The 22,604-nt window shown below is 59.6% G+C and carries 19 protein-coding genes; 12 read left to right on the top strand and 7 right to left on the bottom strand.

Annotated features, from left to right (window positions below):
* Window positions 1–4: 4 nt before the first annotated feature.
* From phnE to phnC, 3 genes are all read right to left on the bottom strand, one after another.
* Window positions 5–820 (bottom strand): phosphonate ABC transporter, permease protein PhnE, encoded by an 816-nt coding sequence (phnE, locus tag FHS78_RS09650; RefSeq protein WP_167093605.1) that lies wholly within the window; start codon window positions 818–820, stop codon window positions 5–7.
* Between the two features lie 65 nt (window positions 821–885).
* Window positions 886–1,737, bottom strand: coding sequence for a phosphate/phosphite/phosphonate ABC transporter substrate-binding protein (phnD, locus tag FHS78_RS09655; protein ID WP_167093698.1), 852 nt, complete (start codon window positions 1,735–1,737; stop codon window positions 886–888).
* A gap of 15 nt (window positions 1,738–1,752) precedes the next feature.
* Window positions 1,753–2,559, bottom strand: coding sequence for a phosphonate ABC transporter ATP-binding protein (gene phnC / locus FHS78_RS09660; RefSeq protein ID WP_425500295.1), 807 nt, complete (start codon window positions 2,557–2,559; stop codon window positions 1,753–1,755).
* Window positions 2,560–2,808: 249 nt separating this feature from the next.
* On the opposite strand from phnC, the gene FHS78_RS09665 reads away from it, so the two are divergent.
* From FHS78_RS09665 to FHS78_RS09700, 8 genes are all read left to right on the top strand, one after another.
* The gene (locus tag FHS78_RS09665) at window positions 2,809–4,239 is read left to right on the top strand and encodes a mannose-1-phosphate guanylyltransferase/mannose-6-phosphate isomerase (RefSeq protein ID WP_167093607.1); all 1,431 of its coding nucleotides are present in this window, start codon (window positions 2,809–2,811) and stop codon (window positions 4,237–4,239) included.
* 186 nt (window positions 4,240–4,425) lie between these two features.
* Window positions 4,426–4,929: a hypothetical protein gene (locus FHS78_RS09670; protein ID WP_167093609.1), complete on the top strand. Its 504-nt coding sequence runs from the start codon at window positions 4,426–4,428 to the stop codon at window positions 4,927–4,929.
* A gap of 590 nt (window positions 4,930–5,519) precedes the next feature.
* Window positions 5,520–7,022, top strand: coding sequence for a plasmid recombination protein (locus tag FHS78_RS09675; RefSeq protein WP_167093611.1), 1,503 nt, complete (start codon window positions 5,520–5,522; stop codon window positions 7,020–7,022).
* Between the two features lie 46 nt (window positions 7,023–7,068).
* On the top strand, window positions 7,069–8,022 hold the full coding sequence (locus FHS78_RS09680) for a plasmid recombination protein (RefSeq protein ID WP_167093613.1): 954 nt from the start codon (window positions 7,069–7,071) through the stop codon (window positions 8,020–8,022).
* A 297-nt stretch (window positions 8,023–8,319) separates the two neighbouring features.
* The gene (locus FHS78_RS09685) at window positions 8,320–9,768 is read left to right on the top strand and encodes an AAA family ATPase (RefSeq protein WP_167093614.1); all 1,449 of its coding nucleotides are present in this window, start codon (window positions 8,320–8,322) and stop codon (window positions 9,766–9,768) included.
* A 270-nt stretch (window positions 9,769–10,038) separates the two neighbouring features.
* The gene (locus tag FHS78_RS09690; protein ID WP_167093616.1) at window positions 10,039–10,896 is read left to right on the top strand and encodes a hypothetical protein; all 858 of its coding nucleotides are present in this window, start codon (window positions 10,039–10,041) and stop codon (window positions 10,894–10,896) included.
* A gap of 62 nt (window positions 10,897–10,958) precedes the next feature.
* Window positions 10,959–12,968: a DUF1302 domain-containing protein gene (locus FHS78_RS09695; protein ID WP_343041955.1), complete on the top strand. Its 2,010-nt coding sequence runs from the start codon at window positions 10,959–10,961 to the stop codon at window positions 12,966–12,968.
* Between the two features lie 268 nt (window positions 12,969–13,236).
* Window positions 13,237–13,614 (top strand): hypothetical protein, encoded by a 378-nt coding sequence (locus FHS78_RS09700; RefSeq protein WP_167093620.1) that lies wholly within the window; start codon window positions 13,237–13,239, stop codon window positions 13,612–13,614.
* Here the strand turns inward: FHS78_RS09700 and FHS78_RS09705 are convergent.
* Window positions 13,569–14,447 carry a metal-dependent hydrolase gene (locus FHS78_RS09705; RefSeq protein WP_167093622.1) on the bottom strand — a complete coding sequence of 293 codons (879 nt, stop codon included), beginning with the start codon at window positions 14,445–14,447 and terminating at the stop codon, window positions 13,569–13,571. The genes FHS78_RS09700 and FHS78_RS09705 overlap by 46 nt on opposite strands.
* 187 nt (window positions 14,448–14,634) lie before the next feature.
* Between FHS78_RS09705 and FHS78_RS09710 the strand changes: the two genes are divergently transcribed.
* Both FHS78_RS09710 and FHS78_RS09715 read left to right on the top strand, forming a co-directional pair.
* Window positions 14,635–15,768 (top strand): FAD-dependent oxidoreductase, encoded by a 1,134-nt coding sequence (locus FHS78_RS09710; protein ID WP_167093624.1) that lies wholly within the window; start codon window positions 14,635–14,637, stop codon window positions 15,766–15,768.
* 156 nt (window positions 15,769–15,924) lie between these two features.
* Window positions 15,925–16,305, top strand: a complete 381-nt coding sequence (locus tag FHS78_RS09715) for a VanZ family protein (protein WP_167093626.1) — start codon at window positions 15,925–15,927, stop codon at window positions 16,303–16,305.
* 553 nt (window positions 16,306–16,858) lie between these two features.
* Here FHS78_RS09715 and FHS78_RS09720 read toward each other — a convergent pair.
* A complete protein-coding gene (locus FHS78_RS09720; protein WP_167093628.1) occupies window positions 16,859–17,494 on the bottom strand; it encodes a hypothetical protein in 636 nt (211 codons plus the stop codon).
* Window positions 17,495–17,747: 253 nt separating this feature from the next.
* On the opposite strand from FHS78_RS09720, the gene FHS78_RS09725 reads away from it, so the two are divergent.
* Window positions 17,748–17,900, top strand: coding sequence for a hypothetical protein (locus FHS78_RS09725; protein WP_167093630.1), 153 nt, complete (start codon window positions 17,748–17,750; stop codon window positions 17,898–17,900).
* Window positions 17,901–18,267: 367 nt separating this feature from the next.
* Here FHS78_RS09725 and FHS78_RS09730 read toward each other — a convergent pair whose 3' ends face one another.
* The gene (locus FHS78_RS09730; RefSeq protein WP_167093632.1) at window positions 18,268–18,561 is read right to left on the bottom strand and encodes a hypothetical protein; all 294 of its coding nucleotides are present in this window, start codon (window positions 18,559–18,561) and stop codon (window positions 18,268–18,270) included.
* Window positions 18,562–19,151: 590 nt separating this feature from the next.
* Between FHS78_RS09730 and FHS78_RS09735 the strand changes: the two genes are divergently transcribed.
* Window positions 19,152–20,807 carry a hypothetical protein gene (locus FHS78_RS09735; protein WP_167093634.1) on the top strand — a complete coding sequence of 552 codons (1,656 nt, stop codon included), beginning with the start codon at window positions 19,152–19,154 and terminating at the stop codon, window positions 20,805–20,807.
* A 27-nt stretch (window positions 20,808–20,834) separates the two neighbouring features.
* Here the strand turns inward: FHS78_RS09735 and wbaP are convergent, their stop codons facing one another.
* Window positions 20,835–22,409 carry an undecaprenyl-phosphate galactose phosphotransferase WbaP gene (wbaP, locus tag FHS78_RS09740; RefSeq protein WP_167093636.1) on the bottom strand — a complete coding sequence of 525 codons (1,575 nt, stop codon included), beginning with the start codon at window positions 22,407–22,409 and terminating at the stop codon, window positions 20,835–20,837.
* Window positions 22,410–22,604: the final 195 nt, after the last annotated feature.

Consider the following 22,604-nt stretch of genomic DNA (forward strand, 5'->3'; position numbering starts at 1 on the left):
GGTATTAGTGGAGGCGTTTGCGCAGCCGCGCACCGACGCCATCGACGATCGTGACAAGGAGAAGAATGGAGAGGAGGATCGCGGCTACTTCCCGGTACTGCATCAGGCGCAGAGAGGACATCAGCTCAAGGCCGATACCGCCGGCGCCGACCATGCCCATCACGGTGGAGGCGCGGAAATTGTATTCCCAGCGATAGAGCGTCACATCAGCGATCTGCGGAAAGACCTGCGGCAGGATCGCGTGCTGGATGATCTGAAACGGCGAAGCGCCGGCGGCCTGTGCGGCCTCGATCGGACGGTGGTCGACATGTTCGATCGCTTCGGCAAAAAACTTCGCCACCATCCCGATCGAGTGAAAACCGAGGGCGAGGACGCCGGGAAGCGGGCCGAAGCCGACGGCGGCCACGAAAACGATGCCCATGATGAGTTCGGGAATGGAGCGCAGAATGTTCAGCAGAAGACGGCTCAGCCGATAGACCACGATATGGGGCGTGGTGTTGCGGGCGGCGAGAAATCCCAGCGGCAGAGAGAAGATCACGGCAAGGGCGGTGCCGGCGATGCTCATTGCCATCGTGTCGACGAACGGCTTCACCCAGTCCCGCCAGTTCGCGAATTTCGGCGGCATCATATCCATGAACAGAACGCCGATCGCCTCGGGCGCTTCGATCAGCCGGGTCAGGTTCAGCATGCCGGTGGTCTGCGCACTGAGTATGACGAAAAGCGCGATGACGCCGAGAACGAGCAGGTTTCGACGTCCCTGACGCGTCTCTTCGCGCAGGACGGCATCATAGTCGATGAGGGGTTCGGTAGCCGATGTCATGATGCGTCACTCTCGTTGAAAAAAGGTCCGGCGGGCTATTGCAACCCGCCGGACTGTCAGCCCGGTCAGAGACCGAGCTTCGCCTGAAGATCGCGAACGACGTCGTAGTCGGCATCGCTGACCGGTGCGAAGCCGCCCGCCTTGAACGCTTTGAGAACGGTCTCATCCTTCATGTTGAGGAAGGCGTCCCGGATCTTCTGCTTCAGTGTCGGGTCGAGATTGCTGCGCATGGTCCAGGGATATTCGGGAAATGCCTTCGAAACCTGGAGTATGCGGACCTTTTCGGTGCTGATCAGGCCGCGCTTGACGAGGCTTTTGAAGATCGGCTGGCTGAGCCCGCCGGCCTGGGCCTTGCCGTTCTGCACGGCGACGGCGACGGCGTCATGCGCGCCGAGGAAGTGTTCCTGGTAGTCCTTTTTCTCGGTGAGGCCGTTGGCCCGCAGGATCGACTTCGGAATGAGATGGCTCGAGGTCGAGGCGGTATCGCCCCAGGCCACGTCCTTGCCCTCGATATCGGAAATCTTCTCGATGCCCGCCGCGATATTTCCGATCAGCACGGAGTGATATGTCGGCGAGCCGTGCTTGAGCGGGGCAGCGAAAGCTTCGATGTCGCTCTTGGATTTGGCAAGCGTGTAGGAGAGCGGGCCGAAATAGCCCAGTTCGAGGCGTCCGAAGCGCATGGCCTCGATCATCGACGAATAGTCGGTCGTTACAACGAGTTCGACTTTCTTGCCCAGCTTTTCCTCAAGATAGTCCTTCAGGGGCTGGTTCTTCTTGATGATGGTTGCCGCGTCTTCGTCGGGCAGAAGGGCGACGCGGAGCGTGTCCGGATTGGCTTCGGCGGCGTGGGCTGCGCTGCCGAAGAGGGCGCTTGCGCCGAGAACGAGCGATGCGCAGAAAGTGGCAATCTTCTTCATCATGCTACCTGTTGGTTAGGCGGTAAGTGGGATCGGGTTCCAGCTGGAGTCATCTTCGACCGCGCTTTCGGGGTCCGGATCGCCGGGAGCCTCCTGCCGGTCGTAGATCTGGTCGAGCGCGCTTGCGTCGAGCTGCTGCGGTGCGCCATCGAAGACAATCTTGCCGTCGCGCATGCCGATGACGCGGTCGGCGAATGTGCGGGCGAGGTCAACCTGGTGAAGGCTCACAAGCGCGGTAATGCCGTCCTGTTTGCATACCGTGCGCAGCAAGGTCAGCACGCGATGGGCGGTGGCCGGGTCGAGGCTTGCCACCGGTTCGTCTGCGATCAGGAATTCGGGCCGCTGGGCAAGGGCGCGGGCAATGCCGACGCGCTGCTGCTGTCCGCCGCTCAGTTGATCGGCGCGCTTCAGAACGAACTCGCCGAGACCGACGCGTTCGAGGCAGTCCATCGCAAACCGTTTTTCGTCGGGGGGCAGCGGAAGGAGCGAACGCCAGCTGCTGTAGTATCCCAGCCTTCCGGTCAGCGTGTTGGCCAGTGCGGAGACGCGGCCCACGAACTGGTGCTGCTGGAAGATCATGGCAGTCCGGCGGCGATGTGCGCGAAGCGCCGCACCGGAGAAGACAAGCGGTTTGTCGCCGACAAGCACCTGGCCGTCGCTGGGTTTGACGAGACCGTTAAGCGCTCTCAGAAGAGACGACTTGCCGGCGCCGGAGGGCCCGAGGAGAACGGAGAAGCTACCTTCGGTGAAGGACAGCGAGACACCGTCCACCGCGGGGCGGGCAGGGCCGTAACGGACCGAAATATCGATAGTTGAGAGCACCGGGGCACCATTCATAAAATCAATGAAAAAGACATTTTCATTGATTTTCTTATTCCACTGGCTTGTGACGCCGGCATAACGCGGTCTTGATGATTTGATGACGCGCCGGGAAACGCCGCCGCTGAACGACGGCGCGGCGCCCCGTCCGGCAGCTCTTAACCTTTGGATGAAATTGCTACTGAAAACATCGGTTTGGCACGCTAGGATGCGGCTCAATCGACGACACAGTGGCGCTGAACGGGGACAAAGATGATTTATCCGGTAATTCTGTCGGGCGGGGTTGGATCGCGGCTCTGGCCCACATCCCGTGCCCTCTACCCGAAGCAGCTGCTGCCGCTCGTCTCGGAGCGCGCCATGCTGACCGAGACGGCGATTCGCGTGAGTGGACGGGAAGGCTTTGCCGCCCCCATCATTATTTCCAATGACGAGCACCGCTTCATCATCGCCCAGCAGATGCAGGAAGCCGGGCTGACGCCGCTTGCCCATATCCTGGAGCCGGAAGGCCGCAACACGGCACCGGCCGCGGCGGCCGCGGCGGCCTTTGTGCGGGACCACGATCCTGAAGGCATATTGCTGGTCCTGCCGGCAGATCATCACATCGCCGATATAGAAGCGTTCCAGCGGGCGGTCGGGATCGGCGCCGCGCTGGCCGGCAAAGGCAAGCTTGTCACCTTCGGTATCGTGCCGTCGGGGCCGGAAACCGGCTATGGCTATATCCGCAAGGGCGGCGCGCTTGCCGACGGCGCTTTCGAGGTGGAGCGGTTTGTGGAGAAGCCCGACCGGGCGACGGCGGAAAGCTATCTCGCTGACGGGGATTATTCCTGGAACTCGGGCATCTTCATGTTCCGGGCCGACCGCATTCTCGATGAAATGCGGGCGCAATGCCCGGAGATCGCCCGCTGCGCCGAGGACGCCGTCGAAAAAGGCGTCCGAGATCTGGATTTCCTGCGCCTCGAAACAGCTTCCTTCGGCGCATCGCCGTCGGATTCCATCGACTATGCCGTGATGGAGCATACGAAGGATGCCGCGGTGGTACCGGTCGATATGGGCTGGAGCGATATCGGCTCCTGGTCGGCGCTTTGGGAGGTCGGCGACAAGGACCAAGCTGGCAACGTGCTTTCGGGCGACGTCATCACGCATGATACGCGCGATACCTATGTGCGGGCGGAATCCGGCCTTGTGGCGACGCTGGGTGTGGAGAACCTCGTCGTGGTCGAGACCGGAGACGTGACGCTGGTCGCGTCCCGCGACCGTGTGCAGGATGTGAAGAAAATCGTCGAGACGCTCGCGCTGGATGGACGCAGCGAGCATCAGAGCCACACCCGCGTCTACCGTCCCTGGGGCTTTTATGAAGGGCTCGACGAGGGCGACCGGCATCAGGTGAAACATCTGATGGTTCATCCGGGCGCATCGCTTTCGCTGCAGCTTCACCACAAACGGGCCGAGCACTGGGTCGTGGTGAAGGGGCAGGCGCGCGTCACCGTCGGGGATGACACCTTCCTCCTTGAAGAGAACGAATCCACCTACATCCCGATCGAGACCCGGCATCGTCTCGAAAATCCCGGCACGGAGCCCCTGAGCATCATCGAGGTGCAGTCAGGCTCCTATCTTGGTGAGGACGACATCGTCCGCTTTGACGATGTTTATGGTCGCGATGTGAAAAAGCCCGCAGCGGAGTAATTGCCCGCATTTAGGGAGAAAGGCCGCCCCTTGAGGGCGGCTTTTTTGTTGCGCGCCGATAATATTTCCACACCTTATTAATTCTAAACCAGATTCCTTTCTTGCAGATTTAGCGGCGAGCCTCCGGTCATTCCAGGGAGGTCCGAAATCCTTCGGCCTCCTTGTGAAACAAACACGGAGGCAGCGATGTCCAGCTATTTCAAGCGTCGGAAGCTCACCGATGGTCAGCGTTCCTGGGAGCACTTCCCCAGGATTCTCAAAAACCTCGAAGCGCTTCGGCAGGAAGGGTTCATGTTTTGGATCGGAAAGCGGCCCAATCGGCGTGGGATCACCACCATGCTCGGAAAGGCCAAGGGGGTCGCAATGACCGGGCCCTATATGCGTTGGAGCCAGCATCCGTGCCTGACTTGGGTTGAGTTCGGCGTAGCCCGCAATGAGGTAGATTCAGGGTCGGTCGATGAAAACGCATTCGATGCAAAATACATCGAAAGCGAGTGCGTCCGGCTCGCGCGACTGCTATGGGGTCCAACGCTTCTGATGCTCGCGACGAAGTGTTCCGACACCGGTATCGAGGTGCGTGCGATCGTGGTTCACATTCAGTATCCCTCCCAGGCAACGCCGGATGTGATCTTCTCGACTCTGTCCGATGAAAACCTTGGGGTCGTGCTGCAGAAGCTGTTCCCGGTTTGATATCCGGTGTTCCTTTAACGTCTTCCCCCTCCTAAAGGAGGGGGATTTGCATCAGGCCACGACGCGCGCGTTCTGACGAGATTCTCGGTTCATCAGACCCGCAACGGTGCCCTCCCCGAAAGCCGCGTTCCGGCCTGGAGGACGTTCCGCGCCGCTTGGTTCTCGCGGCGAGGTCCGATGGCATTGATATGGACACCGGTCGCGCAAATGCAAATTGAGGGGCGCTTTCCTCTCCGCCCTGGACGACGGGGCTTCCCGCGCGAAGTTGGGTGAATGACGTTTCAGAGGCATGAGCCCTGAGTATTGCGCGGCATCTTCAACAAAAAGTTTCAGCAACATAACGCCTGCGCCGGCTCAATTCCTTGAACCTGACGCTGGCCGCAAACTTCTCGTTTTGGGACGTCCTTTCTTGCAAAAACTCGCAGGAAGCTTGGTCGCGAAGAGGAAGAGGTGGTGCCGGCTGTCATCTACGACCCGCCCCGCTTCCTTAAGCCTGACGCACACTGAGATTTTTTCTCTTATGCGTCTTTCTTGCAAAAGGTCGAGGGAGACTCGCTTCCGACGGCCAGCATTGACCAAGGGAGACAGACATGCCGGATATTCGGCCAGTCCTGAAGATCAAAAAGTATCACATCAGGCAGGAGATGGAGAGCGGCCACACTTATCGCGTGGGTCGATCCGCCTCGCGGCAGCCGGCCTGGACGAACCCGCAAGGGAAAATCCTGGCGGCGAAGGGTGGCAAGGGATTCGATCACTTTCTCATAGAGCTTGTTTGTCTGTTTATGAAGCGTCGGATCAAGCCGCGCAGGAATTCGGTGCTTGTCGTTGAAGTGGTCCTGAGTGTCTCTCCGCTGTTCTTTTTCGATCCGCTCGCGTTCGGAGAGGATGTTGCAATCAACGAGGGTCGTGTGAACGCCTTTGTGAGGGCGGCCGTGAAGTTTTTGAACGGCAAATTCGACGGCCAGATAGGGGATGCTGAGCTTCATCAGGATGAGCAGATACCGCATATGCATAACCTCGTTGTCCCGATTACATCGGACAATCGGCTAAGCGCCCGAGACGTTTTCACGCCGAAGACCCTGGAACAGATGCACACCGATTATGCGGAACACTTGAAGCATCTCGGCATTTCCCGCGCGGTTCGCGGAAGCAAGCGCATCGCGACCGAGCCTCGCGATTTCCGGAAGACATGCGACGCACCCGGCTTTGACCTTCCCATGTTGCCACTTGTGCGGCCGGCCGAAAGTCTTGTGATGCAGAACAGGGAAGTGGACCGGTGGAATGCGCAATATGCGGTCGATCGGGTCACATCCATGTTCCGCGCGCTGGAAAGCAAGGAATACGAGCGGGTGCTTTATGGCTCGACGCGGGCCCAACAGCGAACGGACCTCTACGGGCCAGACCCCGTGTTCCCGCCGTTTCCACTCGCGACCTGGTCGGATCTTTGTACGAGGGCTGAAAAGATCAGGTCGGTGCGGCGACGCCATGAAGAGATGCCGCTCCTGCCCAAGGCGGCGCTTGAGCGGATCTTTCTCTCCATCAAGGACACCATCGAAAAACGCACCGATCAGTGCGTGGAGGACATCTTCAGCCCTCATGACGTCCGAAGCGCCGTGGGCGTCGTTTTGTCCGGCCTCTTCGAGGAATTCAACGAAAAGCCTGAAATGACCTTCGACCGGATCGTGAACGGCATTCAGGCGAAATTCGACCGGACCCATGACGCGCCGGATCCAGCCTTGGACGATGACGATGAGTCCGAGCAGGAGGCAGCACAGGTTCTGCGCCCCCAGGGGCCCATGGCTTCCGGAGACGACGCACCTGTCGAGCAACCGCGCTCTCCGCGAGCGCCGAAGGATACCGCGACGCCGCGCATGGAGCCGGTCCATGAAACGCCCCACCCCGATTTTCCGGAACGCCCCGTGGGGAAGAAGCGAAAGAAAATCATGGACGACCCGTATGTCACGATCCCTGAGCGCATCAGGAAGGCGCCTGAAGACATCGAAGCTGACGAGGAGTTTCGTCAGGACAATACGGATGCACAGGAGCGCCGGCCGGATGATGAGGATGACTTCAGTCCCGGATTCGGAATGTAAGAGATCAGTATACGAAATAAATGGAATTCAATTGGAGTGATGGAGAATGACGCATCAGGTTCAATTCGACTACTGCACCTACAAATCCGGAAATGATTTCTGGGTATCGAATTGGTGCAGGGGGAGCGTTGGTTACGCTGGCCATGTCACCATCGTGGCTGTCAGGGATAACAAGGCGGTTCCCCCGTCTCGGCGAATAGCCGATCTGGTTTATGACCGTATTGCTGCCAAGGGCGCGGAAATTGCAGCCGGGCAGGTTCATGCGATCGATCTGTCGTTGATCATGCGAAAGTCTGCTGCCGGAGCTTCCTGCGGCGACGATTTCGGGTTCTATGTCGACCATGTGAAAGGCAATTTCTATCGTTTTCTGAGCGAGGAGTATGAGGGCAATTTTGTCGCCTTCATGCTGGAGGAAGCCGAGGAGTGGGTCATGCTGAGCGGGCTGGTCGTGCCGCTGGACAAATCCCACAAGCTTTCTTACCGGAGCATGTTCAGCAAGGAGAAGCTCGGGCGCATCGAGTCCAGGCTGCGCAGGTTGATGCGTGAGCAGGGGTTTTCCTCCGCCAAGCGAAATCATGATCCGGATTTTCACGACGTGGGCGCGTTGCGAAAAGCGCCCTATCATGAAACGCCATATCTCGACCGGTTACGTCCGCCGCGGGATCATTTGGGCTCTCTTGACGAGCTTGAGAAATGGAGCCAGCGCGAGCGGAGCCGTCTCTACGACGCCTACGAGGTCGCCGCCAATCAGGGGCGCATGATCTCGCTGCACGAGCGGCAAAACCCGGAAGAGACCTGGCCCGACAGCCGTGCCAAACTCATCGCAGGTCGTCACCCGGGCGCGCTGCCGGATGTTCTAAAGGATCTGGCAAATACGGAAGTGCTTGAGATCGCGATCAAGCGCTCTCTCGTGGATGAGGGCTTTCTTCCTGAAGATCCCGTGAGCGACGAGATCGTGCGGCTTCTTATCGATGGCGTTCTGGATGCCTTGCTGTCTTGACGGGTGGGGATGCGAACGACGCGCAGTACGGCGTCGAGGCGTGTCGGTCATATGTCTCGTTGAATGTCCAAAGAGCGGATTGAATCAGGAAGAGGTTCTTGACACCGGCGGGATAGAGGCGTAGACCGCTGCTCCGTTTTAGAGAGGAAATCCGAATGGTATCGAACAATTGCACCGGAGCAGACCTGTGTGTGTCGAAAGACATATGCAGTGATTGCGCGACTTGATACCTGACGGAGCCCGTGTGCCGCTGAGCCCGCCGTCAGGTGGGCTTTTTTGTTTTGCGGAGACGGGAAGATGTCTCACTCTTTTCTGGAATTATGGCGCCGCTACGAGCCGAAGAACTATCGCCTGAGCACCCGTGTCGGACCGTTTGTTCATCGTCTCGTGCGCGAAATCCAAATGGATCGTCGGCGCCGGGATCTGCCTGTATCCGCGGCCGAGAGCAGGATGCTCGAGCGGTTGCAGGATCCCGCATATCGCATGCAGCAGGCGATTCACGCGCTGAAGCTGGCGGCCTCCTTGCGCCGCCTCAGCGATCACGGGCGTGTGGCGTATGACGACATCGTGATGTCATTGATCTTTGTTGCCGCGCGCTTGCGGAGCCAAACCGCGCGCCTTGAGCTTGGCGCCCGGTTGCGCGAGCGCATGGCAAATGAGGATGTGTCCGCAGCAGAGGCGGCGCGACTGTTGCGTCTTGCCGAACAATGGGAAAGTGGCGTGAACGACTATCTGTTCAATCATGCCGACTTGCACCGCGAGCTCGGTGAACTCGATGACGATCTCGAGGATGAAGACGCGATCGATGTCGAGGCGGACCGGCCATGGCAGGACGCGCGTGGGGTCATGGTCCGGGATGGTCAGCCCTTCCTGCAGGTGCTGGATTCGGTCGGTGAGGATCGGAGCCATGAAGGCAAGAGGATCGTCGGGCGGTTCCAGGCATTGCTTCAGCCGCTTCCGCTGGCCGGATTTTCCAGCTCGATCGAGCTTCTGGACCTGGCACTCAAGAGCGAGTTCCCCTGGTTCGAGGAACTGATCGATGCGGTTTGCGGCACGCTCCGATTAAGGTCGATGGCGGGCGAACCCTGGTTTCGTCTGTCGCCGATCCTGATCGTCGGGCCGCCGGGTTGCGGGAAGTCGCGGTTTGCCCAGCGTCTGGGGGATCTGAGCGGGGCCGGGTCGGCTCTCGTGTCGGTCGCCGGGGCGTCGGACAATCGCATGCTCGCCGGCACGGCGCGGGGATATGCAACGGCTCAGCCGAGTTTTCCGCTGATCGCCATCGAGAGACATCGGACCGCGAACCCTGTGCTGGTTGTCGACGAGATCGAGAAGGCAGGGGGCAGCGCCCGGAACGGAAACGTGCAGGCGACGCTCCTCAATTTCCTGGAACCGGGGACCGCCCAGAGCTATTTCGACGAATGCCTGCTCAGCAAGGCGCGTCTTGCCCAGGTTTCCTGGATCGCGCTGGCGAACTCACTCGAGCATATTTCGGAGCCTTTGCTCAACCGCTTCGAGGTGTTCAGGGTTGGGGGACCGGAGCCGGATCATTTCGATGCGGTGATCGCATCCCTCCGGCGCGATATCGCAACGGATCTTGGCCTGGAGCCTGATCTCTTGCCGGCGTTTTCCGCCAGGGAAAGGCGCCTCTATCGGGAGGCCTTCGAAAAGGGCGTGTCGGTTCGCAAATTGCGATCGCTCATGATGGGATCCTTTCGGATCGGCCCTCACGGGCCACCGCTACAATAACGGCTCTCGCGGTCGCAAGATCGCGAGAGTTCTTGCTATCTGCCATTCGCGACAAGTTGCTGCAGAAGTGTCCTTTGGACGCGACCGACTTTCAGGCATGACCATCATCACAACGTACCCGTGAGCGGCTTACTCGGCGAATACTACGCGGGGAAACGATCCGGCTATGCTGCGCTGCGACATTCCGCCGCATCACAATTCCGAACAAAAGCCGACGCATCGCCCCTCCTTTTTGGACCTACCATTTTGTCAGTAGGGGAGGAGGAACCCATGAAACATTTTGCAGGTCTTATCATAAGCGCTGCTCTTCTCGGCGGCTGCACGGCCAGCGGTACGCCGAATGTGTCGAGCCAGCCCGCGGGGAGCGCGGCGCCCGACAGCATCGAGCTCGGGGTCTCGGGCGATGGCGGTGTGTTGAGCACTGCCGGCGCTGATGTCGTCACGCCATTGCTGGGGAACAGTGGTGCCCTGGGGAATCTCCTCGGGGGTGGTTCCGAGGGGACGCTGGGCGGCATTGCTGGCGATGCGCCCTCAGTGCCGACGGGCGGCGCCTTGCCTTTGGATCAGTTGACCGGTGCGACCGGCTCCGTGCCGTCGCTTGGCATCAGCGGTGCCGGCGGGCTTGGCGAAGATCTATTGGGATATGATGCCGTCGGCGGACTCATCGGAACGGAAGTTGGGCTCGTGCCCGTTCTTCTGTCGGGTGGCAGTGACGGCCCTCTGGGCGGCGCGGTGCCGGCTGGGGCAGCTCCGCTTGGACCCGTCGGCGATGGTCTTGAAACGCTTGTCAGCAGCCTTGGTGCTTCCAGCCGGGACAACAATCTGAGCGGTCTGTCGCCTATTCTGACGCCTATCCTGTTCGAACTGGCAGGCGCGTCGGATGACCATGGCGGTGGCGGGCCGTTCGGTCTGCCTGTTCCGCTGCCGGATACCGCGATCATCATCGATCCGCTGGAGCCGGTTCTCGTTCCGTTGACGGGTGCGGTCTACGACGTGGCAGGGACGCGGCTTCCCACCGGGCAGACCGTGGGCGAACTGATCAATACCGGCGCGACGGCTTTTGGGGTGGTGAACAATCTCGTGCCGCTCACTGTCGTGACACAGCCGATTGCGGACGCGCTGCCTTAAGGGAGAGGCAACGCGCTCCTTTTCAAAACTACATTCAGGGGAATAGGGGAACGAACATGACCATGGGGAGGATCAAGCGGACACTTGCGTGTTTGCTGGTGTCAGGAGCTGTCGCTTTCACGGCAAGTGCGGTGCGGGCGGCTCAAATGGAAATCGGCGAGGTCAATTTCAACTTCGCAACCACCTTGTCGATGGCAGCCAGTGTTCGCGCCGGGGCGCAGGATTGCCGTTACATCTCCATTTACAATGGCGGTTGTGAGGGTGCCGGCGGCACGGATTTCAGCACCAATTCCGATGACGGCAATGTCAATGTGGAGCAGTGGGAGCCGATTTCCACACCTGTCAAAGGTATCTCCGAGGTCGAGGCGACCTGGCGCAATTACGGCGTCTTCGTGCGCGGCAAGGCCTATTACGACTATTACGGTGACCGACATCTGGGAACGGGCGGCGGCAAATATGGGCCGGTCAACGCGCCCTACGATCAGCGTCGGCCTTTGTCGGATGCTCTTCGTGGCGACGATGCGGCGAACCTTCAGGCCCGCGGCGCGGAACTCCTCGATGCTTTCGTCTACGGCAATTTCAATCTTCTCGACCAACCGCTCACGGTACGTGTGGGTCGCCAGGTCGTGAACTGGGGTGAAAGCCTCTTCCTGCCAGGCGGCGTGTCGTCCTATCTGCCTTTCGACGTGGCGGCGCTGACAAAGCCGGGTCTTGAGCTCAAGGAGCTTTATCGCCCGCAACTCAGCGCCTATGCGAGCATGGCTCTGCCTGCGGGATTCACCTTCGAAGCGATGTATACGGCGGACTGGACGAGATCACGTCTTCCCGCATGCGGCAGTTACTTCGCACCCGACGACAGTCTGGTCGATGGATGCGCCTATGGTCTGGCCGGCGGCGAGGTCTATCAGCGTTCGGATGGGAGCACCTACTCACCGTCGACGACGATCGAACGTATCGCCTCGCAGGAGCCCAAGGATCAGGGGCAGTATGGTTTTGCGCTTCGCTATTATGCGGACTGGCTCAATCAGGGCACGGAAATGGCGGGGTATTTCACGAATTTCCATTCGAACCTGCCCATCGGGACGACCACGGCGTCATTCCCCGTTTCGACAAACCCGGCTTTCATCGCGGCGCGTGCTTTCTGCCCACCGGGGCAGGGAACGCTCAAGGGTCCCGGATGCACAGCCGCTTCACCGGCTGTGGACGACAATGGCAATCCGATCACCTATGGCCAGGCGATCTTTGCACTGTCAGCCGGCGATAACAAAAAGCTGCTCGCGCAGTTCCCCGAAGACATCAAGATGTTTGGCGGTAGTTTCAACACAACAATCAACGTCCTGAACGGGACCGCGCTGTCGGGCGAACTGGCCTATTATCCGGAAATGCCGTTCCAGGTGGACCCGAACGAAATTCAGGCCGTGGATGCCGTGAATTTCGGATATGAGCCCGCACCGGGAGACGAGCCCTACTATACGGGTCCGCCCGCTGCCCCGGGCGAGGTGATACAGGGATATCGCGAGACGGATGCATTGCACGGGCAGCTCTATACGCTTTCCACGTTGTCGACGTCCCACCCGGTCACTTCTTTCCTCGATTCAGATCTTCTGATCCTGATCGGTAATGTCGGGTTTCAGTGGGTGCCGGATGCGGACTCCTATCACCTGGCGATCCCGCGCTCGGGCGAGACCGCCTACAACCCGGGCATCGCGGCCACGTTCGGCGACAAGTGCCAGCTCCGGTCCAGCGGTGCCTGCAATATCCCGATCGAATATGCGAGCCAGTTCTCCTGGGGATATCGTCTTGTCGGCGTGCTGCAATACAACAATGCCTTCAATACGGCCTGGACGCTGTCGCCGAGGATTGTCTGGAGTCATGACGTGTCCGGCTATTCCGCCGGGCCCATCGGCCCCGGTTTCGTCGAAGGCAAGATGTCGGCTGCACTTGGCGTGACAGCGGATTACCAGTCCAAATACAAGGTCGGCCTCGACTACACGATGAATTTCGGGAACGAGTACCGGAATAGCAGCAACGACAAGGACTTCATGAGCTTCTCGGCGTCCTACACCTTCTAGGGCCGGATGCTTCTCTGAACGGAATATGGGGTGTCGTCCTCCCGGTTGAGCCCCATACCGCTCCCCGCAAGACGTTGTGGCTTTGCCTTCTTAGCCACAGCCGTCTTGTGGGGAGTTTTCGTTTGCGCAGCCTTTTCTCCGGGTTCGGATGAAGACCGGGAGCGAATGAACACAAAATCTCACACCCGCGTGACCTGGCGCCCGGCAACATGATGAACGGCGGACAAGCCGTGTCATCAGTCCTTGTGTTCGGGAGTTCGAGGTCGGTATGCGCAAGCGAACAGTTCTTCTCCTGCCCGTGCTTCTGGCGCTGGCAGCCTGCGGGGAGCCGTCGGAGAGCGATCTGCAATCGGCGGTGAAAGAGGATCTTCATGCGCGCGCCACGGCTGCGGGCAGCACCTCGCAGGCTGTGGACGATTTGATGATCGTTCGGGTCGCCAAGCATGAATGCCACCCTTTCGAGGATGGCTATCTATGTTCTTTCACGCTCAAGATGAAGACGCCGCTTTTTGCCACGCGCCCGGTCGAGGCGGAGCGCTATTTCGTGCGCAACAGCTGGTTCGGCGGCTGGCGTCTTGAGGATGGCAGGGTGGCGGAAGGTCAGGCCGCCGCCGCGTCGCCTTCCGGCTCGAGCTTCTCGCCCTGACCGATTTTCCAGCGCTCGACCAGCTCACGATTGTCGTGATCCCAGGGGTGGAAGCTCGGACGGAACCAGTCGAGATACTCGCCGATCGACTTGCGGACATGACCGGGCTTGCCGAACATGTACCAGACCCAGCGGCCCCAGGCGCGCGGGCTCCATTGCAGGCCGTCGGCACGAAGCAGCAGCCACATATTCACGACGAGCCCGATATTGAAGAAGAGCGTGGTCATGAGGATGGCGCGGACGCGGTTGATGTAGAAGCCGACCGGTGAACTCACCGCCTTCAGCGTGTCGAAGGCGACGGCCTTGTGTTCGGTTTCTTCCACCGCGTGCCACATCCAGAGCTCGTAGTCTTCCGGCTTGGCCTTTTCGGCCATCTCGGTGTCGCGCAAAAGCTGGTTGGCCAGCATGGCGGTGAAGTGCTCCAGCGCGCAGGTCTGGCCAAGCTGCCATTTGAGCGGCAGCCGGCGGCGCGCGATCTTGAGGCCGTATTGGGTCAGGCCCTCGAGCTTGTCCATGGGATAGCCCTGCGCTTGTATGCGCTCGTTATAGAGCTTGTGTTCGCGCGAATGGACCGCTTCCTGGCCGACGAAGGCGGAGATTTCGGTCAGAAGCTTCGGATCGGTGATCTTGTCCTTCTGGGCGCGGACGCTGTCGCAAAAGAAACGTTCGCCATCGGGAAACATGCTGGAGAGCGCATTGTAATGCGCGGTGATGACCGGATCGCCGCCATACCAGTGACGGTCCTCGCCGCTGGCGAACCGGCGGTTCCTCACCTCGAAGGCCAGCTTGCTGCCGCTCTGGAGGGCAGGGGTCTCGTTCAGTGCAGTATCCATATCTTCAGCCGCTCCAGTTCATGGTTTCGCGTCAGCGACGCAACGTCTGCCTACATTTTTGTAATCAAGCGCCGCGCTTCAAGAGCGGATACAAAACTCGACATTTCATGGGGCGTGATCTCCATCTCGTGCCGGGGGCGGAAATCGGCTAATCCTCATCTCTCGGGCGATCCGGGGAAGGAGTTTTGTGAGCGACGTTTACGAGATCGAGACAGCGGTGATCGGCGCGGGCGCGGTCGGGCTTGCCTGTGCCCGCGCGCTCGCCATGACCGGTCGCGAGGTGGTTGTGCTGGAACGCGCAGGCGCGATCGGCACGGAGACCTCTTCGCGCAACAGCGAGGTCATTCATGCTGGTATCTACTACCCGGCCGGGAGCCTGAAGGCGCGGGCCTGTGTCGAGGGGCGACGTCTTCTCCATGCCTATCTGGAGGCGCACCGGCTGCCTTACCGCCAATGCGGGAAGTTCATCGTTGCGACCGACGAGGCGCAGGCGGAGGCCCTGCCGGCGATTGCCGCACGGGCCCGCGAAAACGGCGTGGAGGGAACCGAGGAAATCGATGCGGTCCGCGCCGTCAAAGCAGAGCCGCAGCTTTCCTGTCTGGCTGCGCTTCACTCGCCGGTGACGGGCATTCTGGATTCCCATGCCTATATGCTGAGTCTGCAGGGAGAGTTTGAGGATCATGGCGGAGTGATCGCGTTTCACGCCGAAGCGGAAGCGATCGAAGTCTGCTCGCCGGGCTTCGTCATTCAAGTCGGCGGCGATGCGCCGATGCGGCTCCACGCGCGCGAGGTCGTGAATGCGGCAGGCCTTCATGCGCCCGCGCTCGGCCACCGGATCGAGGGGCTCGATCCGGCCTTTGTGCCGGCGGCTCATTTTGCCAAGGGCAGTTATTTCGCTCTGTCGGGGCGGGCGCCGTTTTCGCGGCTCATCTATCCTGCCCCGGAACAGGCCGGTCTCGGCATTCATCTGACGCTCGATATGGGCGGGCAGGCGCGTTTCGGACCGGATGTCGAATGGGTCGAGCCAGGCGCGGATGGCGGGCTCGATTACAGCGTCGATCCGGCGCGGGGCGAGATTTTCTACGAGGCGATCCGGCGCTACTGGCCGGCCCTTCCGGCCGGGGCACTGGTACCTGCCTATGCGGGTATCCGGCCGAAACTGCAGAACCCCGGCGAACCGCCGCGCGATTTCTGTATATCGGGTCCCGACGAGCATGGGCTGGCCGGGCTCGTCAATCTCTTCGGCATTGAAAGTCCGGGGCTTACGGCGTCTCTGTCGCTGGCTGACTATGTTGTGGCTAGGTTGGATGAGGAGTATTAACCTCTTCCCGCCCGGCAGGACGAGGCTTGTTGCGTTTCTCTGGCAAGATAGATCCATCCTTTTGCCTTCTTTAACCCTGAGGCCTTAGCTTTTATGCGGAACTTTCTTGCAGAAGCTCCTGAACGGAGCGGACTGGCTAAGCGTGTGGATAGCGGAATGAACAGGTTTTGGGTGCGTGTTGTGTGGCTTGTCGGTCTTGGCACCGTGCTTGTCGGTACGCTTGATCCTGCCATGGCGCCGCCTTCATTTTTTTCCGGGTTTGATAAAGTGATGCATGGCGGCGCCTTTGCCGCGCTGGCGGCTATTGTTCCTTTTGCGGCCACTCGAACCGGCAGCCGCAGCATTTTGTTCGCAGGCCTTCTTTTGGTCGGCGCGGCAATAGAGGTCATTCAGAGTTTTATACCTGCCCGTTCCGCTTCATTCTTAGACTTTTCTGCCGATGCGCTGGGTGTTGTTCTCGGCGCACTTGTCGGCTTGTGGTTCTATCAGCGTCTTGCCGGATATTTCAGTGCAGGGGCCACCGGTGCGGGCAGGTAGTCGACTTCATCGGAACCATCCTTCCGCTCGGTGATTGCAATTTTCTACAAAGTGCGAACGATGGAAAGTCCGAACCTCGGCGTATCTTCTGCCAGATCTGATTTGCAGAAAAGGCTGGCAATGGCGGATATTTCGGACAGACGCTTGCGCGCGGGCCTGAAGATCGGTCGCTTCAGGCTTCCGGTTCCCCGTAGCCGTGCCGGACGCATCGGCGCTGGCGCTGGTCTGGTGGTTCTCGGGTTCATTCCGGGCCCGCCGGGGCCGGGCGCCATCCCGGTAGGGATCACCCTTCTCACGATGGATCATGCGCCCTCGCGCCGTTGGCGCAGGAAGATGATCGTCCGGGCAGGCAGAAAATGGCAGGCTTTCAAAAGGCGGTCTTAACGCTCTCCCCTTCCTTCAGCTGGGAAAGACGTCGACGCGCGCGCCTTCGTCGATTGCCTTTCCGGCTGGATGTGCATGTCCATCGGAGCTCTTCTGCAGGCTAACCGGTTTGGGCACCAATCAGCTTCCAGGCTTCAGTCCCGGTGAACACCCCTCATGGACTGCATAGCTAGTCCGCGGCGAGGGCCGGCCGCATTATCGTTGCGGAGGCCGGAACGCGGTCGTTCTGTCCTCTGGGCACGGGTCGCCCGCGCCGCCGCATCTGCATCAGGGCCTCCGTGGCCGCCATGAAACCTGCGAGCATGTTCGACGCATCGGCCCCGGCGTCATGGATCATGCGCGCGTCGTCCAGAACTGCCCGCACCACATGTTCGTTAACGCCCATCTGTCGGGCAAGCAGCTCCGGTGCCCGGATCTCGAGCACTCCATAGGTGAATCCGGCCGCCTGGACCAGAAGGCGCAGCTGATCCGCGACAAAAGGCAGGCGAGCGCTATACGCGATCTCCTCGCTCTCGAGTTCCATGATCAGAAACATCAGCGCATCGGCCGGGGCGAGGCCGTGCTCGGCGATATCGATTGTTCCAAGACCGCGCTGGCGTGCGAGATCGCGACACCAGGTTCGATCGCAAAGCCATGACGGGTCCGGCGCCACAACGACGGAGCCCTTTCTGATCTTGCCTTCAACCGACCGCGCCCAGCCGATCTGGGCCGGGAACGCCCGTGCCGGATCGCTGCAACTCATCCCGACATCAATGAAGAGCGGGGAGCGATGGAGCAGCTCATCCGTATTCGAAGCATGTGCCATGACGGGGACCCGCCCAACTTGTTCCGCTTACGTCCTTTCAGTTTTTCAAACTTTTCCATAAGGTATCCAGTCGAAAACTGTAACAAACTCGTAGACCCAACATCTCGTTCACGCTGGTTCATCACGCCAAAATCGAGGCAAGCAGGGCAGTTCGAGAAGCTCACGATTACTGGCGACGCAAGACCGATCTTTTGGCATGAAAACCGGGGAATGATGCTCGCAACGATGAAATCCAGCCGGAGACCGCCCGGGCTTGGCCCGCGAACTGGCCGAGATTTGGAAACTCCTCGCGCAGGCCTATGCGGACGGCGATTGCGATTATGTGCAGGACGTCGCGGCGGAATGCGCCGATGACGGCGAAGTCGTCGGCGCCTCGGGGAGATCGGCGATAGCGTGTTCGTCGTGATGACGGTGGAAGCATCGCCCGAAGGGGACGGCCCTTCGCCGGACAAAGTCGTCGGGCGCATGCGGCCCGACACGTAAGGTTTCGCCGATGTCGCCCGGGAAATTGAGTCAGCGCTCAGCGCCAGCCCGTCGCCGGGGGCAGCCGGATCTTGTCGTCTCACATCGGAATCTTCGCATGCCCCTGACCTCACTCCGGCCCGGAAGATCGTGATCTATAGCTTTAAGGGCGGGCTATGCCGCATTGCTCGCATGCGGGGCCATTTGCAAGAGTTCTTGCCCAACAATGATTTGTGAACGGGCGTTGCGCTGTTTGAGGGGTGAGTGGTGAACCGGAGCTTGGAGAAGCGGTTCAGGTTACCCCTGGGCGATCACTTTGCCTTGGTGTTACGAACCTGCTGAACCACTACTGCGCAGGCCACGACACCAAAAACAATAAAGACAAAACCGAGGCTGGGCCCCATCAGGCGCGACAGGTAAAGCAGTACTACGGCAATGAATCCACTGAAGAGCGTAAAGGGGGTGAGGCCGTAGCCCTTGATCGTAACAATGCTTGGTACTGACGTGCCGCGTTCCCGGATCTTTTGTTCCATCTTGGAGAGAACCATTGGTGCCAGAGCCAGGATGACCCCCATCACCAGAATCAGCCAACCATCCATCGTCATATGAGAGCTCTTTTCTTCGAACAGAAATTCAGAGAGTTATGTCGCGGTTTCGATCACATCATCGATCAGCACAAAACATAGCACAGATGCGCTTATCAATGAGCCGACCGCGACGCAGGGTTATTCACTTCTCAATTTGGTGCCTGTTCCAGCAGTTCCGATGCTCGGCTCGACCAAAGCATTGCCTATCCTGATCTTCGTCCAGGAATATTTTTGCTTTTTCATTGAAGCTTTCTCGTAATGCCTGTTTTATACTAGAAATAACGGGTTATTATTTGTGTTTTGTGTCAAATTGGCACTTAACATATCCTTCCGCATATTGGTGTTGGGGGAGGATGATTGTGATTGAGCATTCACAAAGTGGGGAATCGAAAAAAATAGGGGAACGACCGTCGAGGCTACGGCCTTTACTGCGGTCAGGTCGTCGACAAGTTGCATGGTTAGCCAAGTTTGCCGGTGTGGGCTCGTACAGCCTGGAGACGAAGTTCGTCATTCTTTGCCTATGGTATTTTCCTCTGGCGTTCCTCTTTTGGCCTGGAAATCTAGATGCTCTGGGGATTGCACTCGTTTCCGGGCTTGGAAGCGAGCGTATGGCCGAGGCCGTTGTCGCCATCATTGTTGGGGGCGCGCTGCTTGCGCCGGTTGTTGCCTCCCTTTCCATCATTATTGCCTGGTACGACGCATTGGGATTGCGCGGCAGTGTCGAGGCGGTTGAGCGATATCTGAATGGACTGCCCGAATTTTTAAGGCCTCAATGGCCTCGGCCAACCGTATATGCAGGTTTTGCTTTGATAGCTGCGCTGTTCCTGGTGCCGGTGTTCGCGCTCATTTTTTGGTATCTCGACGGCGCTCATTCTCAAGGTGAGCATGGCTGGTGGGCATGGCTGGGGTTCACTTGCGACGTCGTCGTTGAAAAGCTACTGATTTTTGATTTTTCCGATGTGTTCGGAAGATTCGGGTTTCCTCCGCGGTTCTCGTCTTTGCAGCCATCCACCTTCGCCGCCGCATCCGTCGATATGGGGCTGCGCCTCGTCATCGACGGCGCGATTGTTGCCGGTCTTATCGCGGGATTACGGCGAATGCTTCCAGCCCCAACAACCAGAGACCATATAACGGATATCTATTCAGATTCAGCTTATGGCTTGGCTCTTTCGCAATTTTGCGAGGAAGTTCGGGATTCCATTCTCGAGCAAACAAGTGGTGATGAAGCCGATGGAAATGATGAGCCTGGTCAAGCATATGGTCTTGATGACCATCTGCGGGTCTTGCACATATTGGACATTGGTGGTGATACAAAACCCGCCAAACAGATCTTTCAGGTGCCGGCAGACCCTGAAACCCGATACCAGGCAATGGCATGGCTCATTGAAGCCGGAGAACGCCAGACGATTGAGAATGAGGTGCTCGAAAAGCTGGGTGATGGCGAAGCGGGGCGGGCGTCGCTTATAAAGCTTCTTGCCTCGCGTCCGGAAGTCACACAAAGCACGAGAGTCACGGGCAAGCTAATCGATCTAATTGAGGATCAAAGAACGCCGGAAGACGTCGGTCTGGCAGCGACTGATGCCCTAAAACATCTTTATACTGATGACTTGGTTGATCGGTTGCTCTCGCTCATGAGCAGGCGTGAAATCGGGCCGGCTATTCTGGATGGAATTTTCGAGGTTTTTGCTGAAAACAAGAGCGACAAATCTGTTGAGCGCATTGTGGCGCAGGCGACAAGCCGTCCCTCTCAAGGAGAGCAATCGCAGACAAACGCCCGAGGGCGACAGGCGGTAAAGGTGTTGGGCGTCTGGGGGGGTGATGTTGCCCGGAATACCTTGCGTAGCGTTGCCCGGAATACGTTGCTCAGTGTTGTGCAGGATCCGCAATTGGATGGCCCCAGAAAACGCCTCGCGATTGAAGGCTTGGGGGCTCATCTTCGGACGTCAGGCAAAAAAGAACTCAGGAAAATCACTTCGGCGTTGCTTGATTACGAGGACAAGAGTGGAAGTTATACACCCGCCAGAAATATGGTTCTGAACGTTTTGGGAAAGGTTTTTTCGAACGGCGGAAGATCAACCCGCATACAACGCGTTGTCATTGACAGGCTGTACGCGCGCGCGAGAGACGAACATACACCGCGGTCCGTCAGGCGTCGGGCTGCCGAAGCCTTGTTGAGGATCAACACGCTTCGTGCTCGCAGGATTATTCGTCACTTGAAGAAGCAAGATGGATCACGGCAAATCGTCGAGGCCGTCCAGCGATAGTTTTTGTCGGAGGCTATTCCTATCCAGTCAGCAGGCGCCCTTGCGCGTGATCAGCACGGGCACGGTCTTGAAAAGGATCGCGATGTCGGCCCAGAGCGACCAGTTCTTCACATACCAGGCATCGAGCTGTACGCGGCGCACATAGGTCGTGTTGTTGCGACCGCTGACCTGCCACAGGCCGGTGATGCCGGGCTTGGCCGCCAGATAATATTCAGCGTCCTCGCCATAGCGGCGAACTTCGGCCTGGGTGACCGGACGGGGCCCGACAAGGCTCATCTCGCCACGCAGCACGTTCAGGAGCTGGGGCAGCTCGTCGAGGCTCGTCTTGCGCAGGAAGTGGCCGATGCCGGTGATGCGCGGATCGTTGCGCAGTTTCTGGTCGCGTTCCCATTCGGCGCGGGCCTCGGGGTTCTTTTCCAGCAGCTCCCTCAAAATCGCATCGCCGTCGGTGCGCATGGTGCGGAACTTCAGGCAGTTGAAGTCGCGGCCATTCTCGCCGACACGCGTATGACCGAAGAAGGCCGGGCCGCCATCGCGACGGATCAGGGCGCTCAGCACCGCGAAGAAGGGGGCGAGTGCCAGGAGCGCCGCCCCTGCCACGGCAAGGTCGAAGCTGCGCTTCACGAAACGGCTCATCGGCCGCGCCAGATTGTCCGCCAGCGTCAGCATGACGAGGTCATGGCTGAAGAAATTGCCGACATCCAGTGACATCGCCCCGATGCCCTTGAGCGGGGGAATGATCGCAAAGGGAATGCGGGCGCGATGGAGCGCGCGCAGGAGCGGGTCGAGATGGGCCATCTCCTCCGGCGAGGGCGCCAGGACGACGAAACGTGCCTGGTGCGTTTCGCAGGCCTGCAACAGCGCCTCGGAGAGGTCGCCGCCCGCGCGATAGAGGAAGCTCGACGGACGCATGGCATTCTCGTGATCCATCAGCTCGGCGGCCTCGGTCATGCCCGCGATTTCGTAGCCGAGATAGGGTTCCGATTCCAGAACCTGAGCGGCTTCTGCGGCGTTCCGCCCGGTACCGATGACGAGGACCGGGGCCATCCAACTGCCATGGCGCTTCAGGAAGACGCGCATGCCGATACGTCCCAGCGGGATCATGACGAGCGCGAGCGCCCAGCCCTGTAAAATCCAGAGACGGGAGAAATAGTCCTTGGTAACGAAGAGCAGGAAGCCGTCGAGCAAAGCGACGAGAAGCATGGCCTTGGCGACATCCTTCATTTCGCTCCAGAAGGGGGTGCGGCGGGAATAGTGCCCTTTCGCGCTCCACCAGATCATCGGCAGCAGGATAAGGGCTGCGACCCGCATGAACCGCTCGCCAAGGGCGTCGGCCTGAACGGCTTCGTAGCTGGTGTTCAGAATGTGCTGGTTGACGGACAGCGCCAGAAGGCCCGCCATGCCCTGAGCGAAAACCAGGGACAGCGTATCGCCCAGCATCAGCATCAAGCGATCGGCGATCGGCGTGAGCCGTGCGCTCAACCGGTCGCGATGCGGGCTGTTGCTTTTGCCGTAGGACGCCCCGGCAGGTTCCACGCGCGGGCTGGCCGCGGGGGCGGCGACCGGAGCGATCGGTGTGGTGTTATTGGTTGCGGCAGTCATTGGGGGGGCTCGCTTCATGCCTTCAATTCATTTGCGAAGACATGCGCAAGCCGCGTTCCAGCCCGATTCGTCCCATAGACGGCAAAAACAGGGTTAGCTGGTTCATATCGGGCCGGATTCCCGGGGGGTTCCCGATGGATGTTGCCCGAAACGGGACAGGACGTTGCGGCCTGTCTCAGAACCGGACGCGGCGGT

The organism is Parvibaculum indicum (assembly GCF_011762095.1).
Lineage (GTDB): Bacteria > Pseudomonadota > Alphaproteobacteria > Parvibaculales > Parvibaculaceae > Parvibaculum > Parvibaculum indicum.